This is a genomic window from Pedobacter sp. (assembly GCF_041645105.1).
GTDB lineage: Bacteria > Bacteroidota > Bacteroidia > Sphingobacteriales > Sphingobacteriaceae > Pedobacter.
On sequence record NZ_JBAZQQ010000002.1, the window covers coordinates 268,913 to 292,314 of the forward strand.

General features: G+C 37.8%; 18 protein-coding genes. 10 read left to right on the plus strand and 8 right to left on the minus strand.

All coding sequences use genetic code 11. The features are described from left to right. Positions 1–13 precede the first annotated feature (13 nt). The 7 genes from WC623_RS07325 to WC623_RS07355 all read left to right on the plus strand — a co-directional run bounded on the left by WC623_RS07325 (position 14) and on the right by WC623_RS07355 (position 8,830). The gene (locus WC623_RS07325) at positions 14–3,622 is read left to right on the plus strand and encodes a SusC/RagA family TonB-linked outer membrane protein (RefSeq protein WP_372849468.1); all 3,609 of its coding nucleotides are present in this window, start codon (positions 14–16) and stop codon (positions 3,620–3,622) included. Positions 3,623–3,634: 12 nt separating this feature from the next. Beyond that, positions 3,635–5,041, plus strand: a complete 1,407-nt coding sequence (locus WC623_RS07330) for a RagB/SusD family nutrient uptake outer membrane protein (RefSeq protein ID WP_372849470.1) — start codon at positions 3,635–3,637, stop codon at positions 5,039–5,041. A gap of 13 nt (positions 5,042–5,054) precedes the next feature. After that, the gene (locus WC623_RS07335) at positions 5,055–6,173 is read left to right on the plus strand and encodes a TlpA family protein disulfide reductase (protein WP_372849472.1); all 1,119 of its coding nucleotides are present in this window, start codon (positions 5,055–5,057) and stop codon (positions 6,171–6,173) included. Positions 6,174–6,545: 372 nt separating this feature from the next. Continuing rightward, positions 6,546–6,674 (plus strand): DUF86 domain-containing protein, encoded by a 129-nt coding sequence (locus WC623_RS07340; RefSeq protein ID WP_372849474.1) that lies wholly within the window; start codon positions 6,546–6,548, stop codon positions 6,672–6,674. Between the two features lie 813 nt (positions 6,675–7,487). Then, the gene (locus tag WC623_RS07345; RefSeq protein ID WP_372849476.1) at positions 7,488–7,724 is read left to right on the plus strand and encodes a hypothetical protein; all 237 of its coding nucleotides are present in this window, start codon (positions 7,488–7,490) and stop codon (positions 7,722–7,724) included. 90 nt (positions 7,725–7,814) lie between these two features. Beyond that, complete coding sequence (locus WC623_RS07350) at positions 7,815–8,267, plus strand: gamma-glutamylcyclotransferase family protein (protein ID WP_372849478.1); 453 nt, start codon at positions 7,815–7,817, stop codon at positions 8,265–8,267. A 71-nt stretch (positions 8,268–8,338) separates the two neighbouring features. Beyond that, on the plus strand, positions 8,339–8,830 hold the full coding sequence (locus WC623_RS07355; RefSeq protein ID WP_372849480.1) for a hypothetical protein: 492 nt from the start codon (positions 8,339–8,341) through the stop codon (positions 8,828–8,830). A gap of 756 nt (positions 8,831–9,586) precedes the next feature. Here the strand turns inward: WC623_RS07355 and WC623_RS07360 are convergent. The 5 genes from WC623_RS07360 to WC623_RS07380 all read right to left on the minus strand — a co-directional run bounded on the left by WC623_RS07360 (position 9,587) and on the right by WC623_RS07380 (position 13,952). Continuing rightward, positions 9,587–10,180, minus strand: a complete 594-nt coding sequence (locus tag WC623_RS07360) for a DUF4468 domain-containing protein (RefSeq protein ID WP_372849482.1) — start codon at positions 10,178–10,180, stop codon at positions 9,587–9,589. Between the two features lie 175 nt (positions 10,181–10,355). Continuing rightward, positions 10,356–11,300 (minus strand): homoserine O-succinyltransferase, encoded by a 945-nt coding sequence (metA, locus tag WC623_RS07365; protein WP_372849485.1) that lies wholly within the window; start codon positions 11,298–11,300, stop codon positions 10,356–10,358. 185 nt (positions 11,301–11,485) lie between these two features. Next, on the minus strand, positions 11,486–12,316 hold the full coding sequence (locus WC623_RS07370; RefSeq protein ID WP_372849488.1) for a hypothetical protein: 831 nt from the start codon (positions 12,314–12,316) through the stop codon (positions 11,486–11,488). A gap of 162 nt (positions 12,317–12,478) precedes the next feature. After that, complete coding sequence (locus tag WC623_RS07375) at positions 12,479–13,141, minus strand: toxin-antitoxin system YwqK family antitoxin (protein WP_372849490.1); 663 nt, start codon at positions 13,139–13,141, stop codon at positions 12,479–12,481. 196 nt (positions 13,142–13,337) lie between these two features. Beyond that, entirely contained in the window at positions 13,338–13,952 is a 615-nt protein-coding gene (locus WC623_RS07380; RefSeq protein WP_372849492.1) for a hypothetical protein, read from the minus strand. Between the two features lie 556 nt (positions 13,953–14,508). Here WC623_RS07380 and WC623_RS07385 point away from each other — a divergent pair. From WC623_RS07385 to WC623_RS07395, 3 genes are all read left to right on the plus strand, one after another. Next, positions 14,509–15,117: a hypothetical protein gene (locus WC623_RS07385; protein ID WP_372849494.1), complete on the plus strand. Its 609-nt coding sequence runs from the start codon at positions 14,509–14,511 to the stop codon at positions 15,115–15,117. 9 nt (positions 15,118–15,126) lie between these two features. After that, entirely contained in the window at positions 15,127–16,011 is an 885-nt protein-coding gene (locus WC623_RS07390; RefSeq protein WP_372849496.1) for a hypothetical protein, read from the plus strand. A 184-nt stretch (positions 16,012–16,195) separates the two neighbouring features. Continuing rightward, positions 16,196–17,851 (plus strand): tetratricopeptide repeat protein, encoded by a 1,656-nt coding sequence (locus tag WC623_RS07395; protein WP_372849498.1) that lies wholly within the window; start codon positions 16,196–16,198, stop codon positions 17,849–17,851. A gap of 178 nt (positions 17,852–18,029) precedes the next feature. On the opposite strand, the gene WC623_RS07400 is transcribed toward WC623_RS07395, so the two are convergent. The 3 genes from WC623_RS07400 to WC623_RS07410 form a co-directional block, all read right to left on the minus strand. Continuing rightward, complete coding sequence (locus WC623_RS07400) at positions 18,030–18,875, minus strand: hypothetical protein (RefSeq protein WP_372849500.1); 846 nt, start codon at positions 18,873–18,875, stop codon at positions 18,030–18,032. A 36-nt stretch (positions 18,876–18,911) separates the two neighbouring features. Further along, positions 18,912–22,247 carry a TonB-dependent receptor domain-containing protein gene (locus WC623_RS07405; protein ID WP_372849502.1) on the minus strand — a complete coding sequence of 1,112 codons (3,336 nt, stop codon included), beginning with the start codon at positions 22,245–22,247 and terminating at the stop codon, positions 18,912–18,914. Between the two features lie 208 nt (positions 22,248–22,455). Continuing rightward, complete coding sequence (locus tag WC623_RS07410) at positions 22,456–23,367, minus strand: FecR family protein (protein WP_372849504.1); 912 nt, start codon at positions 23,365–23,367, stop codon at positions 22,456–22,458. Positions 23,368–23,402 lie beyond the last annotated feature (35 nt).

The window sequence follows — 23,402 nt, forward strand, 5'->3', positions numbered from 1 at the left end:
ATTATTATTAATTATGAAACTAGTCATAATTATATTTATCGCTTCTCTAATGCAGGTTTCGGCTGCCGGCTTTGCACAGCGGGTATCATTGAATGAAAAGAATGCCACACTGGAATCTGTCTTTAAAAAAATAAGGGTTCAGACGGGCTACGACTTCGTTTATGATTCAAAACTGATTAACATAAATAAAAAAGTCACCTTGGATGTGAAAAACACGGGTCTGGAAAATGCGTTGTCCCGCATTTTGGAAGGACAAGATCTCTCGTTTGAAATAAGAGATAAAGTCATCGTTTTATCTAAGAAATCACCCTCATTGCTAAATAAAATAATCACCGGATTTACTGCACAGGATATCAGAGGTTTTGTATTAGACGAGAACAATGTACCCTTACCTGGAGCAACTGTGAGGGTAAAAGGTAGTGGCAGAAGTGTTAGTACAAATGAAAGTGGTGGATTTGTTCTTAAAGATATTGTGCCCGGGGATGTATTGCTCATATCTTATATTGGTTATGAAACCCGCGAGATGACGCTTACCTCAGAGCTGCTTAGTAAGGGGAATATAGGTATCAATTTAAAACTCACTTATTCAAGCTTAGCAGAAGTAAATATTGTAAATACGGGCTATCAAAAAATACAGCAAACTAAAATGACGGGGTCCGTAACCACAGTTGGGAGGGAACAGCTTGAAAAAAGAAATGCTACTAATATTTTGCAAAACCTTGAGGGCTTGGTTCCCGGACTTGTACAAACCCGTCTTCGGACAACGATAAGAGGCTTAAGTACCCTCGACAATACCATGCGTGGCATCTTGTATGTTGTTGATGGTTTGCCAATTGAAGGAGGAATTGAGCAAATTAACCCTTATGATGTTGAAAGTGTGAGTGTGCTTAAAGATGCAGCAGCAGCAGCTATCTATGGGGCACGCGCCTCTAATGGCGTTATTGTAATCACGACCAAACGGGCAAAAGAAATAGGAAAGACAGTAGTAGAGGTAACAGGTAATTTGATGGTGACAGACAAGCCTGATTATAGTTATCAAAATTGGATGAGCCCTGCTGAACAGGTAGATTATGAAAGCGATTACTACAAATGGTGGTTCAACGGTGGAGGCAACGGAGGCCCGGTTGTCGCAAATCCTGTTGGAGATTTTGACAGCAGGATTAACTCCTCTAATTTTATTAGCCCAATAGCATATGCTTATTACCAGCAAAAGAAGGGGCTTATCAATCAGGCTCAACTTGATGGCGTGTTGACAGATCTTAAAAAGAACGATTTTCTTGCTCAGTATAAGGATAATGCAATCCAAAAGGGGATAATTCAACAATATAATATTGCATTAAGGACGAACAGCGGAAAAGCACAGAATAGCTTGATCATCAATTATACAACCTACAATAATGGGGGCAACAATAATTCAACCGGTGGTGTACCAACAGGCACGAACCTGGCACTCATTAATTCTTATACCAAAACCCTTAATCTGTTCTATAAAGGTAGCTATAACCTGGCTAAGTGGATCGATCTGGATTATGGCGTGAATAGCGTAATTAGCAAAATAAGGACACATAACACTGAATGGGCGAATAACCCGAGCAATGTGCCGGCCTATTATAAACTTTTGAATGATGACGGTTCCAGGGCATATTACTATACGAGTCGTTTCAATGGATATAATCCGATTAATAATGAAACCTCTTCGGCATTGGCTTCCTTTAAGTTCAACCACTTGGATGAACTGGAGCGTGATTTCAATGATAATTCAACCATTAATACCCGATACTATCTGAACATGAACATCAAGCCGCTTCAAGGGCTCACGATAAACCCGATGTTACAGGTGGAAGATGGCCGGAACACCTCTTCGACGTACTCAGAGTCGGATAGCTACACGATGCGGATCATTCAGAATGCATATACAACCCGGGCAGGTACCTCCGGAAACTACACCTACACCAATTTATTACCAGAAGGTGGTAAGTTGGGTACCGGACAGTTCAGTAGTACAAATTACACTGCCCGTATGCAAGCGAATTATAACAAAGAATTCGGGAAACATGAGGTTTTAGCCCTGATTGGTAGCGAGTTCCGTCAGACATTGATCAATACCGGAACAAAGGCAATTTTATTGGGATATGATGATCAACTACAGGTGGGTTCCAATCTGGTAAATTATAAAACCTTATTCAATACCATCAATAATGGTGCCCCCTGGGATACGAACTATCCAACGCGTCAGTATCATTTCAACCAGATTTCCTTTGATAATATTGCAGAATCTTCCATGCCGGCACTATCTGTTTATCCCAGAGAAACGATGCACCGATATGCTTCAGGGTATGCAAATATTACTTATACCTACAATAAAAAATATAACCTATTTGCATCTGTGAGGAAGGATTATGCGGATCTTTTTGGTGGTGACGAAAAATATAGAGGGAGACCCTTATGGTCTGTTGGAGCATCATGGATAGCCTCAAAAGAGAATTTTATAAAGGATATTGAGGCGATAAACTATCTTAAACTGCGCGGTTCTTATGGTCTTACCGGCAATATCAAGAATGTAACGGCATTTCTTGCAGCAACAACGGGGACTAATTCAACGACACAATTGCCAAACGCAAGCGTGTCTAACCCGCCAAATCCACAATTACGTTGGGAAAAAACCGCAACGACAAATATTGGGATTGACTTCAGTCTGCTTGCCGATCGGCTGAGAGGTTCATTGGACTGGTATAGGCGAGTAGGAACAGATCTGTTTGCAAGTAAGCGCTTGGATCCATCTGAAGGCTTTACTTCAATGACAGTGAACAATGCAAGTATGGTCAACAAAGGTGTTGAGCTGAGCTTGGCCTATGATTGGTTTAGGGCTTCATCACGAAGCGACTTTTCATGGTCTACGAATATGACTGGTTCTTTAAACAATAACAAAGTAACCAGCGTTGATGAACTCACCAAAACTCCATCTCAGATAGTCCAGGGTAGTTCGTTCAGGGTAGGTTATCCGGTCGCCTCTATATGGGCGTATAAATTTGCTGGATTAAACGCAACTGGTGTTCCCCAATGGTATAATGCTGCTGGTGCGCCGACTACCGCTACTTTGGGCCCAACTGATGCAGATGCATTAGTTTACATGGGTAATGAGGATCCAAAATATAACCTCTCCCTGAATAATGATCTTTCCTATAAGGGGATCTTCCTGAGTATATTTGCTGTATACCAGGGAGGAAATTATTTTAGGGCCAGACAAGTTCCTACAGCCTTTCCAAGTCCTGGTTATTATCAGACACCTTCCTATTTGCTCAACCGTTGGACACCGACAAATACGAACACCGATATTCCCGGGAGTGGACAGTTTTACCAGGTTCCACTAAATGGCCAATACAATTATTCTGATAATCTAATTCGTAGAGCGGATTTTTTTAAGGTAAGAAATGTTGTGCTGGGCTATTTGATACCTCGTGAGTTAGCTGCTAAAGTGAGGGCCTCTAATTTAAGACTGAATCTTCAGATTAACAATCCAAACATTGTTTGGTATAAACAAAAAGACGTTCGCATAGATGCTGAGACCGGTGGAATGCGAATCCCGACTTCAATTGTTTTTGGGCTAAATGCTAATTTTTAAATGATAACGAAGATGAAAAAAATATTCTCCTTTGCAGCCATCATTATTGCGATGACGCTAATGGCAGGTTGCAAAAAATATACCGACATTACTCCAAAAGGGCAAAATCTACTTAATAAAGTAAGTGATCTGGATTTGTTGTTAAACGTCAATTTTTCCGGTTCGGCCTATGATCACTTGAGGCAGAGTATGCTGATTAACGACAATTATCTTCTCGCGGAAAATGTACCAAATGTAATTTCCGGGGTTCAGAGTATAAATAAAATCTTGCTGACTTATGACGAGACAGGCGATAGAGCAGGCCTGACTGCTACTGACTCGAGGTATGAAGGGCTTTATGCAACCATTTCTAAAGTGGCAAATATAGTGATTACCATGGGCGATCAGGCAAGCGGGGATGCGCAACTGATCAAACAGCTGAAAGCGGAAGCTTACGTTTTAAGGGCATTTTTACATTACCGGTTGGTAAATATTTATGCTAAGGCTTATGATCCGGCAACAGCTGCAACTGATGGTGGTATTCCTTATGTAAATGATCTTGCTTTTGATAAAGTCAATGGCAAGAAGACAGTGAAAGAGGTTTATGACAATTTATTAGCGGATCTGGATGCAGGAATATCTTCCGGGGCATTACCGAACCAGCCTAAAAATAGTATGCGTATTGGAAAAGGTTTTGCCTATGGCGTTAAAGCGCAGGTGTTGCTGTCTATGAGGAACTATCCAGCTGCGCTGGAGGCCGCAAATGAAGCGTTGAAATACAATAGTACCCTGGAAGACCATCGTCCTTTGCTGGCCATCAATCCCATTTCTGCCCGTTCCCTCAACCGGGTTGGAATTAGCGCTGCCGATAATGTATTTTATGCATTTGGGAATAGTTTCGACCCATCTATCCTAACAGCATCTCCGGAGGTATTAGCAAACTATGAAGCTGGAAATATCATCAAAGACCGGACAGAAACGTATAACTATCTTTATGGGCAGTTGTATGTGGGTTTAACTAACAGTCCTGCCTGGCTGGCTATTAATTACCAGGGGAATTCTGCAGGAATGACTACTTCAGATTTGATTTTGATAAAAGCCGAATGCCTCATCCGGACTAATAAAATTAACGAAGGAATGGATGAGGTAAATAGAATTAGAATTCGCCGCATTGATCCGGCCAACTACGTTGCACTTTCCGCTGCAACGGAAGAACAGGCAATGGGTTATCTGCAGAAGACCTCGCGAATTGAATTTATTTTTACGATCAGGAATTTTATCAACATCAAAAGGTGGAACAGGGAGGTTAAATACCAGCAAACTATTACAAGAACAGTCGATGGCAAAACCTATACTTTGGCACCTGACTCAAAGTTATACGTATTCCCATTTCCTCAAAGTGCTACACAGTTTAATGAAACCTTAACACAGAATTACTAAATTTTAAATGGCTATGAAAAAGAATAATAACTCAGCTGGTATGCTGATCATTTTGGCCTGTACGTTCTTCATTTTCGGGAATGCAACAGCGCAGGAAAAAAATATATTAAATATCGGAGATCAGGCACCTCCGCTGAAGTATTCCAAATGGATTAAGGGTGAACCCATCAGTTCGTTTGCAGGATCCCAGTTATATGTACTTGAGTTCTGGGCTACATGGTGTGGACCCTGTAAGATGGCGATGCCGCATTTAACCAAGCTTCAGCAACAGTATAAGGATAAGGTTACTTTTATTGGTGTAGGGATCTGGGAAAAGGTACCTGAGGGCAAACCGTATGAATCCTCACTACCATCGGTCGAGAAATTTGTAAAAGGTAATGATGCCAATATGGGCTATGCTGTTATAGCTGACAACAATGAACAGTTTATGGGAAACAAATGGATGAAAGCAGCGGGCGAGAATGGCATCCCGTCTACATTTATTGTAAAAGATAAAAAAATCATTTGGATTGGCCATCCAAATTCATTGGATAGTATTTTACCCCAAATGCTGGAAGGGAAGTACGACATGGAAGCCTTCAAAGCTAAATTTTCGAAAAGCGCAGCCTCTGCAAGAAAGCAGAATGCTGATTTGATGGCTGTTTTTAGTCCATTGCAGGATGCTATAAAAGCTAAGGAATATGCAAAGGCACTGGAGTTGATTGAACAGCTAAAGGTAAAGCAACCGGATTATAAAACTATGATGGACGGTATGAAATTCAAAGTATTGCTGGATATGGATGAGAAAAAAGCCATGGATTTTGCCAGAGAATGGCTGAAAGAAACAAAATCGGCTTCCTCAGTGATATTGGGAGATGTATACAATAGGGATGGATTGTCAAAGGATACGTACCTGTGGACAGCCAGAAGTTTCGGAAATATTGAAACTTTAACAAATCCGGTGCTACTTGATGCACTGGCTACCTGTTTTTCAAAAGGTGGTGACCATCAAAATGCTTTGACTAGCCAGGAAAAAGCATTAGAATTGGCCAAAAAGGCCTTAAAAGATGGGACTATGGTAGGAAGTATTATGGATTACACGGTGACTGAGTATCAGGAAAAATTGAAAAAATACCAGAGAATGGTAAACTAATTATAAAGAATTAACTAAAACTCATAATAAACTGTAATACGGCTGGGTAGAATTGCCCAGCCGCTATTATTAACAATACTCGTAATTTATCACATTCGCATTTCTCAGTGTTACTCTATACCGATTATTATATAGCTTGTCAAGTGAGTGCTTACTTCTTTTCCAAAAGTGATAAAGAGCTATTTTCACTAATTATTTACAGGTAATGTTCTTTATTATTTTGCCCGGCATCATTGAAGCGGGTAAGCATCCTGCGGGTACAAACGCTGTATTGTCAAAAGCGATTATTCGAAGCCTTGAGATTGTCGGCGAAGCAAGTGCAAAAGTTGACTCGGATTTTAAATTGGAGCATCCGGAGGTGAATGGAGAAAAATGTCGAATACTCATAATAGGCTAATTCACAATTATTTTGGCATTAATTATGATATTGTTTGGGATATTATAACTTCAAAGCTACCCGATCTGGAGCAAGTTATCCAGTCTATTATTTCTGAAAAATAACCCATTTTTAATTTGTAGTTAGGATGAAATCTGATAATTTAACTACCAGATTCCTAGTACGCTTATTCTAGTACTGATAATCCTCTAAACCTGCCGCAGCTTGCAAATCAGCCATGAAAAAGTTCGAACTTTGTAGCGTAAGGGACACAGATTTTAAAGACTTAACATATTGACTGTTAAGGCTTATTTGTTTTTATTAAAGTCCTGTGTTGCCTGTTTTAGACGAATAATATCACTTTTAGTAAATTTGCTTTTTTCAATCGGCTGTCCTATAAGTCTTTAAAAAAGTGCCCTTTTTAGTTTTTTTACGGGCGTAATTTTGTTATATGGGAGTTTCGGTAAAACTGACCCCTTCATTCCGCAATTAAACTGACCTTCTATTCCGCTCCAAATTGACCCCTTCATTTCGGGGCAAATTGACCCCCTTTCGTCTTTCAAGCCACTTTTTTCAGTCCGAAAGGATCAATTTATCTTTAAGTTTTAAGGCTAAATAATAGCCGCTAAGCGTCGATGTACCCTGCGGATAGAGTGTTAGTCCAGATTGCGGACTGAACCGAATATACGGGCTTATTTAAGGTGGCTTTGAAATGCCTGGCATGATGGTCTAATCCGAAGGTTTGTTTGTTCTGAAAAGGCGGGTGAAGAGAATGATAGCGAGGTTGAGCTACTTTAGCTCGATGCAAGATCGGGGGTTGTTAAGAGTTAATTATCTTTGATAAGACTTCGTGGGGCATTCGCTACCACGCTCGGCAGCCAGTCAGGTGGTCAGTTTGATCCGAAACAAAGGGGTCAGTTTCACTGAAATACGCAACTTTGGCTCTAAACAAGAAATATTCTAGAAATAAAGTACTGCTCATTGACGATCCGGTACAGACAATGGATGAGTTGAATATAGCTGGTTTTGTTGAATTGCTGAGAAATGATTTTGGCGATCGTCAAATATTTATCTCGACACATGAAGATAAAATGTCGACCTACATGCGATATAAATTTGAGAAGTTTGGGTTTAAGACTAAACGTGTCAGCATGAAAAATGTGCAGGTTAATTAATCCAAGGTATTTTACTTTTTTCTGAATTTAATACAAAACTTTCACAATCTTGTAGACCAACAGATTCTTTTAATTTTTAGATCAAACAAAATGGAATTAGAAAAATTAATTGCCGAACTTAATGGTAAAGCCATTAAAAGAGAGTTTTCTGGAAATTTGGAATATCCAGATTTGTCCAAAACCCAAAAAGAATTATTAAAAAAGTATCGCCCTGAAAGAGCCTTTATTGTATATGGAACACTTGGCCCTGGAGGACCAAACCATTATTTTGTTGAGAATATATCTGGTGAATGGTATAAAGGATTCGTCAATGGCAGCTTAGAAAGTGGAGGATGGGGGGCTGATCTGGGTTATAATGGCTTTAGGCATACAGATGCTGGGAATCAGCAGCAAATTAAAGCTGCGGTACTGGTTTCAGATCATATGAGTGAGAACTGGGAACGTCTCGATGAATTTGAAGGGGATGGATATATTCGAGTCTTGGCTAAGTTTGAGTTAGAAGATGGAAAGTTAGGGGTTGGTTACATTTATGCGCTTAAATAAACTAGCAAGCCATGATATTTGATACCCGCAATTATGAAATGAAAAACATTTAAAACGAATTACTTTAATTTATGAGAGGTTTAGACCTAAAAATTCATGCAGCGAATAACATATCAATTAAAGATACTACGCATTCTATAGATATAAGCGAGTTCAAATGGGACCCATTATTTAAATTTTTATTTGATCTTACCGATAGTGTCTACTTTTATGGTGTAAGAGTCCTTGTCGTAAATGATGAACTGGAAAAAAATATCGATTTTGCTGCAGAAGAGGTCTTTATAAATAAAGACTATAATAAAATACTATTTCGTATAAAAAACATAAATCTATTAAGTAGAGGTTTGCTAATGAAAATTTGGTCATATTATGATCCACTATTGGTATTCTTGATGGATAAGAATGATGAAGATATTTTTTTAGAAGCAAATTATAAAAACAAAGGACCAGTTATTTCCTTAACTCATATTGAAGGTTATTTTATAGTTTACCCGGGAATGGAAGAAGATGTTTTATGGGTTAACAGTGATCTGAATTTTTCTACAATCCCTTGCTTGGTTTAAGCCTTTCGAAACCAGTTCCCTAGCTAAAGTGCTTTAAACTGTAAAGCAGCATTGCTCATGCCTCGCTTCAGCAGCTTTACAGTTAGTTAAACAAGAGCTCGTTCCTCGGTCATCTGTTTTTGTGCCTCTTAATGTACTTTTGCGAGCCAGAATATCTATTGGTAGGCTATTTTTTATCAAAATTATTAATTTTAAACTTGCCAACTTTTTTGTTCTAAACTTTGAACTTAAAGGGTATGTTTCACTATGTTGACTAATGAAATATACCTTCGAAGTATTAGATTTATATAAAACCCTTATTCTTTAAATCGTCAATTATTGGCCCTAGTATCTTACAGAAGCGGTCTAGATGTTCAAAGTATTCAGTAGAAGGGACACCTCACCGGAGTGAAAATCTGATAAAGATTTCACTCCGGTTTTTTTATGCCTTAAATTCCTGTTAATGTGGTAGATAAGATGGGTGGCTTCATTAATTTCAGGGGTTCGATGTTCTTCGCCATCAAAAACCCATTGCTTTCTTGTTATTTTGTTCGCCTATTAGATCTGTTTTTCGATTTTGATCCGTTAAGAATATTCCTCCATTTCTATATAGGAGTCGCAAATTATGCCATAGAACTTCTTATCAGAACTGACAACAACACCAGCAGAGAAAGCCCTCGCCTCCAAAACTCGAGGGTCACCCAGGATAAACTCCCGCAAACTCTCATAAGCAATAAACTTGGAAAAGTTCAGAAGAAGCCATGAGATAAACTTTCATTACCAGTTGTTTATCTTTTGAGATTTTTCAATAATTTGTTTTAAAAGCGAATTGAAATGATTATTTAAACCATTATAGGCATCTTCAAATCTCACTTTTCCATCATCTTCAAAAAGATATAATTTAGATTTTCCGACTTTTATCAGCTTTAGCGTAACCCACTCATCCCCAGTCCAACCACTTGCACCTCTGTAAGAACCTTCAACATATCTTTTAACTTCAAAATCAGGACTGTTAATCCGGATCTTGCCGTCTTTAAAAAGAAAGGTTAGTTTATACGATAAATCATATTTACGAACTGATTTTCCGAGCCCATTAGAAAGTTTTATAGGTAGAACTCCTTCTTCATACGCCGTTATACTGATGCTTTCACCTTCAACCACACTAAGACCTTTTTGTGGATTTTTGAATATCGAATTAATGGCATTAAGCACATTTTTGTACAGATCATTTTGTTTTACGTTTGGTACATTCACGACCGTAAAATCGCTATTGTCATTGGATACAAAACCCTTGGGCATTAGTTTAAAATACTGAGCGAAACCTAACTGAGTAACAAGCAATAGTATGGCAATAATTAGTGTTTTTTTCATGTTATTAATATTTTATAAATTTATGAGGCTGTGTTAAATGCAGAATTGCTTACCGTTACTGTACTAAACTAGTAAAAATAAGATATAACAGTATTCCAACTCCACGCTTCGGAAACTATCTTTTTTACAAGCCCTAAAACCCAGTAATCAAACTCTGAGAACGCAGGCTAAAGGTCTAACCATTTTGAACAATCTCTCCCAATTTACCCACGTCCTCTAGATTATAAGGTGTTTCCTGGTAAACAAAGTAGTTGAGCCAATTATTGAAGAGTAAATTCGCATGACTTGTCCAACATACTAGTGGCGTATTCTCAGGATTATTGTCCCGGTAATAGTTTTTCGGTACAGGTACATCAAGGCCTTTGTTCCGGTCTCTGACATATTCCTCGTGAAGGGTTAGCGGAGAATATTCTGAGTGACCAGTAAGATAAAATTCACGCCCGCCTCGGGAATATACAATGGCTATTCCTGCATCCGAAGATTCTGACAGGATACTAAGATCTTCCTTATCAGCCAAATCAGATTTCAATATTGTGGTATGCCTGCTATGAGGAATAAAGAATTCGTCGTCAAAGCCTCTTAACAAGGAGTGCCCCTTTTCAGTGGCAGTGTGCTTGAAAACCCCGGATAATTTTTCGTTTAATGGTTTTTTTTCTACCCCATAAAAATGATAGAGCGCAGCCTGAGAAGCCCAGCAAATATAGAGCGTTGAGGTAACGTGCTTTCTGGCCCAGTCGAAGATTTGAGTGATCTCATTCCAATAGCTTACTTCCTCGAACTCCAGCATTTCAACAGGAGCACCGGTGATGATCAAACCGTCATAGAAGTTTTTCTTTATCTCGCCAAAACCTTTATAGAACATCTCCAGGTGTTCTTCAGATATATTTTTAGAAGTGTGGGAATCGAGTCTTAAAAATTCTACTTCTACTTGTAAGGGATTGTTGGATAATAAACGAACAAAATCAGTTTCAGCAGATATTTTAAGAGGCATCAGGTTCAGGATAAGCACGCGCATTGGGCGAATATCTTGTGTATCTGCTCTCAGATCACTCATAACAAATATATTTTCCTTCTTTAAAATCTCAATCGCTGGCAGATTATTCGGAATCTTAACTGGCATTTATTACCCCCTTTGTTCTTATTTAAACGTCAAAAATAAGAATAATCTATTGAACTCTAAACTAAGGGGCATCTGTGACTATCATATGGCAATTCTGAGGCTACTACGGCTCGAATAGTGTATAAAAAAAAACATGGCAACAATTCCATCACTATTGCAAAAACCTTGTTGCGCGATTGTGCTTTTTAGTCTTTCAAAGAATATTTTATTTTTTCCATAGCAGATAAAAAATCCAATCGAAATTTCGTTGCATCGAAGTCCTCTAATTTCTTTTGTTTATCAACTAAAATTTGAGTTGAGTTATATAACAACTCAAATATATAGTTACAAATTTCCTCATCTGTAGATAATCCTCTCAATTTTTCATAATCTGGATGAATACTGTAATGACCAACATTATATGAATAAAATTCCGTGTAGGAAGATGGATTTTTTACTCTTTTTTGAAAGCGGAAGGGAAAAGATTTGTGACTTTCTACCAACTCTAAATCTATCCAAAGATATTCCATAATACCACCATAATCCTTGTGTAGTGCTTTTTCAAAGTGTTCAAAATGTTTACGAATGACTTTAGCAACTTTAGTGGTGTTTTTATCTATAATGTTTGCGAAAAATTCTACGTTTAAAAGATGTCCATTAGGTCTCGAACAACTTTCAGGAAACTCTCTGATAACCCCACTTTTAAATGTGCCATATGAACTAAAGAATAGCATCTTCGTAAATGATTTGTCCATTATGCCAATTTCTTTTTTGTGAAGATTTTTGGCGATTTCTCTAATAACATTAGATTTAGAACTCAATGAACTTTTACTTGATGAAATACATAAATAAATTTCATCGTCTGCAAAGATGTCGTTTATTGTATGACTAACAAGCTCAGGTTTAAAATCTTCATTAATACCGCAGTAAATCCATTTTACATCTCCTTCACTTTGGGCTAACTTTCCGCTTTCATTAAGCCAATTTGTTAAGTCATATTTACTGTGAAAAAGTCTAAATAGTTGTTTTGCATCCATTAGTGTAATCTTTGTTAGTTTAAGGTTGGTTTTAGAGTATCGCACAAGTTTTTGTGGCTTGGCGATGATGGGGCCATCGAAGTACAAATCTTCAATTTCGCACTAAAGATCAATAGAAATAGAACTGTTGAACTAAATCCTTGTTGTGTGATTGTGTTTTCATCAATATTTTTCAGTTTTTGTTAGGTTGCCTTGTTCATCGTATTTTTTCCATTCACCAATTCTATTGTAATTTTCAAAGTTTCCTTCCTCTCGTAATTTTCCATTTTCGTAATAGTATTTTGCCGGACCACTGAGCTCTCCGTTTTTAAAGTTTAGTATTTTTTCCAAATGTCGATTTTCATAATAAGCCTTCCATTCTCCTACTTCTTTTCCCTTTTCATAGTTTCCTATTGATATTATTTGTCCATTTCTGTACTCTTTGTATTCTCCATTTATTATGCCTTTTTTGTAAATTAAAACTTCTTTCAATTGTCCATCTTCGTAGTATGTTTTCCATTCTCCATCTTCGAAGTCGTCTTTATTTGTCCCAATTCTCTTTAATTGCCCATTCTCATAATATTCTTCGTCCAATCCTTCAAATTTTCCATTTTTAAAATAGTGTCTTTTTCCAATATTTCCATTCTCGTAATACTTTTCCCATTTTCCTACAGGTTCTCCGTTTTCATTGAATTGTCCGACTTGTTGTATTTTCCCATTATCATAAAAAACTTTATGCTCTTTTGGATTTGAAATATTTGTTGAATTATTTTTATCTTTTTTCTCTTGTCCATTACAAGAAGTTAAAAAAGATAAAATTGTTAGAATTAATAATAGTTTTTTCATTTGGTTTTCTGTCATTTTAATTTGTGCAGAATATTGGATTAGCATATCGCACAAGGACGCTAGTTATATGTTTTCATAAACTTGCTGCCTTACTTTATACTGTTTCAAGTTTTTCAATGGTTTTAATTTCTTTTTTAGCTCATCTATATCAAATTTGAAATAGTCAATTTTAAAATCACTTAAATTGATAAGCTTTTCAATTCCATTTAGATTCTGTCATTTTACTTTCCGTTGTTGATGCAAAAAGAATTAATGTTTCCAAATTTTTAAAATCTTCAATTCCATCAAGTTTTGTAAGTTTTGCAGTATAAGTTAGATTAAGATGTTTTATTTTTTCTTTTTGCGATTTAGTTATGAAATTAAAATCAGTTATTTTATTAGCACTGCTCAAAACAAGAGTTTCCAGCTTATGCAAATAATCTAATCCACTAAATGAAAAATTTTCTTTTCTGATATATGAAACTAGCAAATGTGTAACATTCGGAAATAATTCAAGTAGCTCCAAATCATTTTGCTTAATGTTCCAAATGTGAAGAAAATTCACGTTCTCAAATTTATGTTTATGCCGTTTTAAAATTTCAAAACCTTTCTTGTCAACTTTGTAATTGTTTATTGTTACAAATTTAAGGTTATGGTAGTTTTCAATATTGTTTAAGTCTTGTGTTGCGGGCAAAATGTATAAAACTTCTGATTGAAAACCCGTTCCACAAATTGACTTTGAATATTCTTCACTTTGTTGAGATATGAAATCATTGTGTTTTGATAAAAATTCTAAAAAATCCCTTGTGCTTTTTATGTCTTTAACTTTCATAGGTTCCGGTTCTTATTTTAAGATTATGATGTATAGGCTAATACAAGCGAACTAATAATCCCCAAAAATAGTTACAATCATAATTTTTCAATAGTTTTCATAACCAAACCATTCAATTTACAAAATAAATTTCTTCTAAATTGTTGTTTCAATGCTAAATTTTACCTTTCAAAGCCAATCAGTACCATTTTTCCTAATCCTTCAATGAGCCTTTATAAATTCGACTTTCACAGAAAATGAAGCGAGCAATGAAAGTTATCGGAATACAAAAATCAGCATTGGATAGAATGAATAACATTGTTTGAATCTAAGCTTGAAATCTCTACTAAGGGTCTCAATTTAAAATAGTGTGTCCAAGTTTGCAATTTTCTTCAAATCATCCAAAAATAGGTTCGAGAATAGTCCAGTAATGGACACCTCACCGAAGCAAAATCTTTACCAGATTTTGCTTCGGTTTTTTATGCCGCAACTTCCATAAGCTTAGCATTTGAAATAGTGATTATTCTTTTTGCTACATTTACTCCTGATAAATTGGGAGTTATTATAGTACTCATTTATGAATACCTATTATTTCGGTTTTAATAACGGTAAAAAAGATGGAACTATTTTAGTTTGGTTTTTTACCACCTTACTGAGTATTACATTAACAGCGACTATTTTACTGACGTATGCTGACGCGCTTTTCCCGACCTGGCTATTGTTGATTTCTTTTCCTCTATTGTTAGTTGCGATTTATAGACTGTTTAAAGCCGGCACCGAAAGAAAGTCGAGAGAAATTGTTTCAATAAGTAAAGGTGGCTTTATCAGTTCCAGCTTCGGTTCTGTTTTGTTTTCGGAAATACAATCCATTGCGGTTCCTGTAAGAGAAATAGGGTTATTGGGAGGACTGCAGCTGGACAATTACAAAAAAACAGAGGCTGATATTCCTTACCTGAAATTTTCGATCAGCACACTGGATGGAAAAAGGCTCAATTGGACATTAAATGAGTGGGGCGGGCTTTACAATACAGAAGAAGAATTTTCAATTTTCTTTAACTTTCTTACAGCGCTAACTGATCAGCTTTATCAACTTTATCAAGCTGATGAACCATTTAACTGTTATTTAAAAATTCTTGACGAAAAGGGTTCTTGGGAAAACTTATCTTTAATACATCTAAATCACTGAAAAATATAAATGAGAGAGATTGTTGCTTTAATTATCCTGGTGTTCATGTGTGGGCTGACGAAAGCACAATCTCACCGGGAGGATCTGGAAATCCACTGGCCAAAGGCTGAGGGCTGGAAATTGGATGAGAAATTGTCAGTCCAGACGGATTTTTCCCGACGTCATTATAAATGGAATGTTAAGGGAGAAAATAAGGAGGACTGGCAAAAAGTGGTGATGATATTAAGTGATGATATCACAAAAGATACTAAGCCTTTGGACAGCATTAATGTGTCTCATGATTTAGTAAAAGACAAAGGGATTAGTTTTACACTCCTGTCGGAAAATAAAAATAGCCTTAATCCCTATAGACTGATCAGCCTGGAAAACCGGACGCTGAAATCTGAACAAACACCAGTTTCAACTCTTATTTATATCATAGATGGCAAGACTTGTCGTCATATGGTCTTGGTATCTATGAAAACACTAAAATTTTCAGCTGATTTTTTGAAAAAATGGTCAAAAATTTTGTTGGATAGCAAGATCATTCCTTCAAAAGATGGGAACTTTGAACTTACCGAGGATGCCTATGTGGACTTTAAAGCGCATAATGGGGTTAATGAATTTTATGTTACCGCCAGTTTTAAATCCGATCAGGTGCAGCATTTGCTTAAGGGGCAATCTGCTAAAGTTGTGGTTGATGACTTTCCTGAACTTAGTTTTAGTGGTAAAGTGATGGAGATTTTTAGTTTAAAAGATGAACCTCCTTTTGTTGCTCCGGATAACCAAAGCGGGAATTATGTGAAAATGGTGCAAAGATTTCCGGTGATGATTAAAGTTGAAATACCACCAGCGGATAAGGATAAATTTAAAAGTCGCATGAGTTGTACGGTCAGTGTGGCTACAACTCCATAAGATGGCAAATTTAAGTAATAATGGGACAGTATGAAACAGTTATTGGGAGGCAACGTTTTCAATTAGTTCAATGAGTATTGTGGTAATGGTAATAGAATTTAAATAATCAATAAGTTTTTTGTCATTGATAGGATGGATGTTTTGGAGATTTCCTTTCTTTGCAACATCTTGAACCGATATATTAATGAATGCCGATACGTTTGTTAGAAAGTTGATGCTTTCTTTAGTTTTTGTTTTATTGCCTTATTATCTTATCGCCGGGATTTTTGAAACTGAGAAAAAAACAGATCAAAAGGTAATAGAAGATATAACTAAGCAGTATTCGCTGGCTAAAACGAATACTGAACTAAAAATATCATTACAAAAAGTATTTTTTGAATTAAAGGATGAAGAGAGTAAGTCGGCTGAAATTATCACGAATGTTTTTATTGCCAAAAAAAAAGCCGACGAACTAGATCAGCTTAATCCAACTAGTACTAATCTATTTAAAAAGGCATTGCTAAATGCCAGACAACTAAAACGTGAAGATCTTGAAATCTGGATTTCTTTGCAATACGGCTTTTATTTATATACCTATAGAAAATACGAAGAGTCTTTTCCTCTGTTTATGTATTGTATCGAAGCCCTTGATCAGACAGCTGCTGAATATATTATCCAGCCATATGACACTTATAAGAAAACAGCTTATTTTTTGACAACGGCTGGTGATTATGAAAAGTCAAATGATTATTTACAACTAGCCAGAAAATACGTGAAACCAAACAGTAGTGATTGGGCGAGTATTACAGACGCTTTAGGTTTAAATAGCATTCATTTGGACGACTTGGTAAAAGCTGAGAAATACTTCAAGGAAGCGCTTGTTATTGCTGAGGTAAACAAAGATGAATTGCGATATGCTAAAGTATTGGGTAACCTGGCGGAAATAAAGATCAAACAAAGGGATTACGATACAGCTATTGAACTTCTTAACCAGGATATTGCAATTTCAAAAATGCTATCTGCTACACAAAATACCATTTATGCCCTGGTTATGTTGGGTAAGGCATATTTGGGGAAGGGGGATGTTGCCGATGCGAATAGTAGGCTACAGCTTGCCCAGCATTATGCCCAATCGAAAACGTACTTTAAAAGTTCCGAATATGAAATCAACTTACTCATTTTAGCAATAGCAGAACGGACGGGAAATTATAAGGAAGAGCTTATCGTTAGGCGGAAATTAGAAAAATTAAAAAATCTGCTTAATGGGAAGGACGGAAGAGAGGCGATTATGAAGTTGGGCTGGGAAACAGAAAAAAATAAGCTGAAGCTAAAGGTTCAGGCAGAAACAGTCAAACGTCAAATAGAATCATACCTCAAAATCGCTGCATTAGTAAGTTGTGCAATGTTATTGGCTGCTATTATTTTTATAATAAGAGCTTATAGAAAAAAAATAAAGTTTAAAAAAAACGAGTATGAGGAAAAGATTATAGAGAAGCACAAGCAGATTGAGAAATTAGAATTTGAAATTGATAAGGTCAGACAACCTTCGCTTCAAAATTTGGAAACGTATACTTTAGAAATGCAAACTTTACTCAATTCGCATTTGATGAGTACAGAATCGTGGTTGAATTTCAAAAGATACTTTATACAAACTTATTCTGTTTATTACGAGTCCCTTATCCAGAATTTTCCAGAATTAACTGATGCTCAGCTCCGAATTATATTTCTAACCAAACTGGAAATGGATAATGGGGGAACAGCAAGAATATTAGGTTTAACAGTTGATGCCGTAAAAAAAGCAAAGCAAAGGCTTAGAAGAAGATATGGAAAGGATTATGATTTACTTTTTGAACAAAAGTAATTGCATTTGAGAAAACTCCAACTTTGTATCTTAAGGGATACGGTTTTTGATTTAAAAAGCCTAATAATCGAAATTATTAGGCTTTCGTGTTTTGTGGTTTTGCTACTTTAACTTTAGGATACCTTAAATTACTATTTTACAAATCATTAATTTCTGAATTTCTTTTGTTTATTGTCAATTAGTTTGCAAAAAGTACGTTGGTCTCTATTTCATAAAACGTATCTCCTTTTTTGATAAATGGAGGAGCTTCCCCCCAAGTTTTCCTGGAAATCATATACAAAGTAAAGATATTTTTAACCGGCAGTGGATTAATACCCTGAGGGCTTAATGCCGTATTTGAATAACTTGTTCCTCCATGGTTGAGCAATGGCTGCCCGGTGCTACCGTTTACAAATTCGAATACATAGTTGTGAGCATATTCAGGTAAGGGGGTTGGCAGACCATCGGGGAGGGTGTGATATTCGGCCTGGTCAATGCTGTTTTTTACATTTTTGATCGTCCCAACCTCCTCGACCACTGTATTAAAATCGGCATCAAAATAACTTATAAAAACTTTGAGGTCCAGATTTTCAAATGGAATAAGATCTTGTACATAATTGGCTACTTTCACTTTGATATGCCCAGCCGGAGCCGGACTTTCTGTACCCTGTTCGCTTGGATCGATAAAAGAGACCGGAGCATCCATCGTAGGCTGGAATAATGTATAGGTTTCTTTGGAACCAGGCTTCACATCGATAACTTTCTCGGCTACCACTTTTCCATTGCGGGTATCATAGAATTCAAATTTACCTTCACCTGCAACTACTTTGATCTTTTTCAAATTGACATCCCATTCGATCGGATTTCCATTGTACCTGGCCGCAATAAAAACACCGGTTCCATTGTCTCGCAATGCGGTTTTATCTGCATCAAAATATACATCCACAAATTCCGAAAATGAATTTACATATTCTGCTTTCTGGCAGGAATATAAACCTATCGACAATAGGACAATAACTATACTGTTTCTTATATATGCTTTCATCTGTTTTTTTTGATCTTTAAATTCAATGATTGATTATTAAAAGTTATAGCCGACACTCAGACTGAAACGTTGACCATCTTTTTTACGGTAGGTTATATTGTCACCTTCTTCTTTATTATACTTGATAGACTTGCCTTCTTTTAGCACATAGAACTTGGTGTCATCTGGTTCATAATCATTGATATTTATGTAATAACGTGTCCAGTCGTTAAGTAGATTGGATATATTGAATTTAACCTCCATTTTCTTCTTTAAGAAGCGTGCATAAAATTGGGCATCCAATTGTTTCGGTGCTAATTCATACTCCACCCTTGCCATGTTGACATTGGCCAGGTTTGTTCGGGGACCGCGGTGATTGTAGCTTGCTGTCGCGCCAAAACGATCTCCCCAGTATCCTAGTCCCAGGTTCAACAACCAAGGGGACTGACCGATAAGTGGCCTGTCTTGATTTGGATACCGCTGCTGGACGCGTTCTGCTATCTGTGTTTCCGGATTATTAATCCATTCCCAGTGACTTAACACATTGACAGTGGATTTGAGCAGCGTCCCATTAGCGGATATAAATAGGTCTTTTGCCCAATCTCTATCGGATAAAAAGCTAAAATTCTTCCGGATTTCCAGTTCCAACCCCAGATTTTTTGCATTCTCCATATTAGCAAAGGTATATTGGTTCGAACCGTTTCCGGAATGAACTAATTCGATAGGTTTGTCCAGTTTTTTGTGATACCCTGTCAAAGAAATGATCTCGCCAGGCGAAGGGTACCATTCCAATCGTACATCTATGTTGTCGATCAATGTAGACTGAACATGTTCACCGTACACATACCCGTCTATTTCAAAATCATACATCGCAAACATACCCACCTCTCTAAAGTCAGGACGTATGATCGTTCTTGAATAACTTCCACGGATATTAAACTCAGGAGTTAAGCTATAGGTAGCATTGATCGATGGGAGGAATCGCCAATTATTTTCCTTGACACCAAATCGATGTCTCTGTGTATCATCGGTATCTGGTTCGTCCTTATAGGATCGTCTATAAAGCTCTTCCTGCTTCGAATTTAAACCAAAATACTCGGCCCGAATACCGTATACCAGGCGAAGATTATTCCACAATTTCTGATCGGCCATCAGGAAGAGGGCATGGGAACTCATGTCTCCATCATAGTATCGTCCTCCAAGCGCATCTGCATAATAATAGGCCTGACCATCTCCATTTCCGATATTTTCGTTCGCAAACAGCTGGTCGTAGGAAACCTCGATTGCCGGAGCTCGTTGATTGGCCGTTCCTTCAATCCAAGACCTTGTCCAGGGAACCATTTTATTTACATCCAAAGACCTTTTCTTTGACCATGCCTGATATCCAAATTTGAGTAGGGTAGATACCGGTTCTCCTTCTCCAAATTTGCGAGAGAAAGCCGCACTCCAATTGTAATCCGTTTCATCGATACGGGTCCACATTCGCCAGTCTTTGAAGGAACCACCTGTCGAAGCTGCAGAATGGGTCATTAAGCCGGGAGTCTGAAAATAAGGTTTGTCAGCAATTATCGTGGTTAACCGGTAAGAAAGCTTGCGCTCATCCAGAATCTGTTGATTGATCTTATTGACGGTAAACATCCCCTCAGCTTTTATCTTCCAGGGAAGCTGATATTCGCCAGTCAACTGGTGCTGTTGCAAAGACATGGCTTCAGGCAATTGATAGATCAGTTTAGTGGCTGTCGGATTAGAATCTTCACGAGGTTTTTGGGTCGACTCATTGTAGGTGTCACTGTAGGTACGCGCATACATATTCTTTAAAGCCAACTTAAAACGCTGCCCTTGAAATCCCATATTTGCGACAAGTCCTCCGTTACTGTTAAACCGATAGGATGTGCCTGCACCGTTGTCACCAAGACCTACACTGTCTATATAGTTACCGTTGGGTGAACGTCTCACATTGTTAAAAGAAACGATATTTTGCTCATTTCTGAAATTTGCTGATGTCACAAATCCAAAACGGTTTCCGTTCTTCAGATCATATACCCGACCGAGTGAGAAACGCATATTTTGATTTGGAGAAGCTTTGTACTTGTATGGACGCATGGCATCGCTGTTTAACCTTTTGGACTGAGCAATGGCATCCAGGTCATTATATTTCACCGCATCTCCAAATTCTGTAGGATTGAGCGGTGTAGCGTTCAACTCCGGATCGGTCAGGATATAGCCCGGAGGGGCATCCAGTTGCGATGCCCGGTTAGCCCAATCCCAGGTTTTGATGCCTTCAGGCATTTTTGCAGATTTATCAAAGAAACCGAAATACTCGCTTGTATGACGCTCCCCCAGACGATAGAAATCTTTGCCAGTAGTTTGTGAATTACCACCTGTGCCTAATTGGATACTTGTAAAATTCTGTTCGGGAATATCGATGGTATTTACCGATATCTGCCCACCTGAAAACTCGGCCGATACATCCGGTGTTGCCGTTTTGTTGACCACGACAGAGCTTACCATCTCGGTTGGGATGATATCAAAGGAGAAGTCGCGTTTGTTCTGTGAGGTACTTGGAATTATTACACCGTCCAGCATGGCCTGATTGTAACGATCGGACATTCCCCGTACGATCACATTACGGTTGTTTACTGTCGTCAACCCCGTAACACGTTTCAATACCTGTCCCATGTCGTTGTCAGGGGTACGGGCAATCTGCTCGGCAGAGATACCGTCCGTTACGGAAGCCGCATTCTTTTGTGTAGCATACAGTCCAGCTACACTCTCTTTTTTGTAGCTTCCAGTTACGGTTACCTGGCTCAGTTTGTTGGTTGCAGGATTCAGTATAATGTTAAGACTGGTCAGCTGTCCTTCTTTTACTTCTACTTGCGTTATACGCTTGGTTTGGAATGAGATATAACTGACCTCAATGGTGTAAGATCCAGGAGAGATGCTGAGATTGTAGCTTCCGTCCACACTGCTTTGTACTACCTGGTTGGTCTGTACAATTTTTATGCTTGCGCCGGGAAGACTTTCGCCCCGGTCATCCAGTATTTTGCCGGAGACGCGTCCTGGTTGTGGTGGTTTTGGTACCCTTGTCACAGCGATCATTGAACCAGACTGTGTGAAACGTAAATGATACGTGACCGCAAGGTCTTGAAACACATTTTGTATGCTTGACTTTTTTTGTTTTAAGTTAACATTTGCAATGCGACCAATATCGGTCGCAAAATAAATACTGAGACCCGATTGTTGCTCGAGGTCTTTAAATACCTCTTTGAGTAAGGAAACCCGGGTCAGGGTTACCGTTAGTTTTTTTAAGTCCTGAGACTTCACATCCCTGGCCATTAGGAGCCCGGAAGTAGTCAGGACAACGATCACTGCGAGAAAAGTAAGTCTCGACATTTGATATAGGAGTTTAATTACACTTTTTTTTGTAAAATTGTACATAGCTTGTTTGAATGAATTTGTTGTGTTAAAGCAAATGACAGCTGAAGCTTATTGAAACGGAGGAGGTCAAGGCCCTCCGTTTCTGATTACAGCCCATTTTATTTTGAATATTGGATCTGCTGACTTATCTCATATATTTGGGTTTTAGATGAAAAATCTCTGATTATTTATATTTTAAAGTGATTTGCTTGTTCTTAATGGTATAGCTGAAACCACCGGCTAACGACAGCATATCCATTACGCTTACGATATTTTCCCCTCTGATCCTAAAGCCCATTTTCTTAAGTTTAAGATCGTGATCCTGAAAATGGAACTTCATATCATACACTTTCTCCAATTGCTGACAGATATAAGAAAGTGTTTTATCTTCAAACACATAATGGCCTTGTTGCCAGGAAATGTATTCCTCAGGCTGAAACCTTTGTCTATTTACAGAACCATTTTTGGTATGATAAACAAGTCGGTCACCCTCCAGTAATATATGCTTCTCTGTTTTTAAATCTTCCTGAACGCTTACCTTTCCCGATCTTACTGTTACAGAAAGTTCCTCTTCATGATTGTAATTGCTGACATCGAAACTAGTACCTAGTACCTTCACTGCCAGTTTAGAAGTTCTGACGATGAACGGATGCGAGGTGTCCCGTTTTACTTCAAAAAAAGCCTGTCCCTGAAGTTTTACCTCTCTGTTTCCTTTTTTAAAAGTCAGGGGATAGGTGAGTATAGAGGCACTGTTCATGGTCACTTTTGAACCATCTGCAAGTATGAGAATTTTACGTTCACCCTTATTTGTACGGATCTGGCCATAAGCCAATGAAGTAGGGATGTCGCTCTTTTCTGCAATCAAACGTGGCCATAGCAAAGCTGCGGCAATAAGTAGCACAACCGAAGCAGCTGCCATCCAAATTCTCCTGTTGGAGTATTTTCTTTCTATTGGGAGCAGGCTAGACCTTAGTTCACGTTTTGACTGGAGTTGTTCATTCAGCAGCTCTTTTTGGGTTACATCACCTTCGGTGAAATTGAGATTTCTGAGCCTCTGATGGATTTCATATTTTTGTGGATTGTCTTCGTAGTTCATTTTCTGATGCTTCTATATACATAAAGCACTAAGGC

What these genes read in the sequence shown, in the direction of transcription:
- WC623_RS07325 (WP_372849468.1), top strand. Translation starts at nt 14, where the DNA reads ATGAAACTAGTCATAATTATATTTATCGCTTCTCTAATGCAGGTTTCG.
- WC623_RS07330 (WP_372849470.1), top strand. Translation starts at nt 3,635, where the DNA reads ATGAAAAAAATATTCTCCTTTGCAGCCATCATTATTGCGATGACGCTA.
- WC623_RS07335 (WP_372849472.1), top strand. Translation starts at nt 5,055, where the DNA reads ATGAAAAAGAATAATAACTCAGCTGGTATGCTGATCATTTTGGCCTGT.
- WC623_RS07340 (WP_372849474.1), top strand. Translation starts at nt 6,546, where the DNA reads ATGTCGAATACTCATAATAGGCTAATTCACAATTATTTTGGCATTAAT.
- WC623_RS07350 (WP_372849478.1), top strand. Translation starts at nt 7,815, where the DNA reads ATGGAATTAGAAAAATTAATTGCCGAACTTAATGGTAAAGCCATTAAA.
- WC623_RS07355 (WP_372849480.1), top strand. Translation starts at nt 8,339, where the DNA reads ATGAGAGGTTTAGACCTAAAAATTCATGCAGCGAATAACATATCAATT.
- WC623_RS07360 (WP_372849482.1), bottom strand. Translation starts at nt 10,180, where the DNA reads ATGAAAAAAACACTAATTATTGCCATACTATTGCTTGTTACTCAGTTA.
- metA (WP_372849485.1), bottom strand. Translation starts at nt 11,300, where the DNA reads ATGCCAGTTAAGATTCCGAATAATCTGCCAGCGATTGAGATTTTAAAG.
- WC623_RS07370 (WP_372849488.1), bottom strand. Translation starts at nt 12,316, where the DNA reads ATGGATGCAAAACAACTATTTAGACTTTTTCACAGTAAATATGACTTA.
- WC623_RS07375 (WP_372849490.1), bottom strand. Translation starts at nt 13,141, where the DNA reads ATGAAAAAACTATTATTAATTCTAACAATTTTATCTTTTTTAACTTCT.
- WC623_RS07380 (WP_372849492.1), bottom strand. Translation starts at nt 13,952, where the DNA reads ATGAAAGTTAAAGACATAAAAAGCACAAGGGATTTTTTAGAATTTTTA.
- WC623_RS07385 (WP_372849494.1), top strand. Translation starts at nt 14,509, where the DNA reads ATGAATACCTATTATTTCGGTTTTAATAACGGTAAAAAAGATGGAACT.
- WC623_RS07390 (WP_372849496.1), top strand. Translation starts at nt 15,127, where the DNA reads ATGAGAGAGATTGTTGCTTTAATTATCCTGGTGTTCATGTGTGGGCTG.
- WC623_RS07395 (WP_372849498.1), top strand. Translation starts at nt 16,196, where the DNA reads ATGAATGCCGATACGTTTGTTAGAAAGTTGATGCTTTCTTTAGTTTTT.
- WC623_RS07400 (WP_372849500.1), bottom strand. Translation starts at nt 18,875, where the DNA reads ATGAAAGCATATATAAGAAACAGTATAGTTATTGTCCTATTGTCGATA.
- WC623_RS07405 (WP_372849502.1), bottom strand. Translation starts at nt 22,247, where the DNA reads ATGTCGAGACTTACTTTTCTCGCAGTGATCGTTGTCCTGACTACTTCC.
- WC623_RS07410 (WP_372849504.1), bottom strand. Translation starts at nt 23,367, where the DNA reads ATGAACTACGAAGACAATCCACAAAAATATGAAATCCATCAGAGGCTC.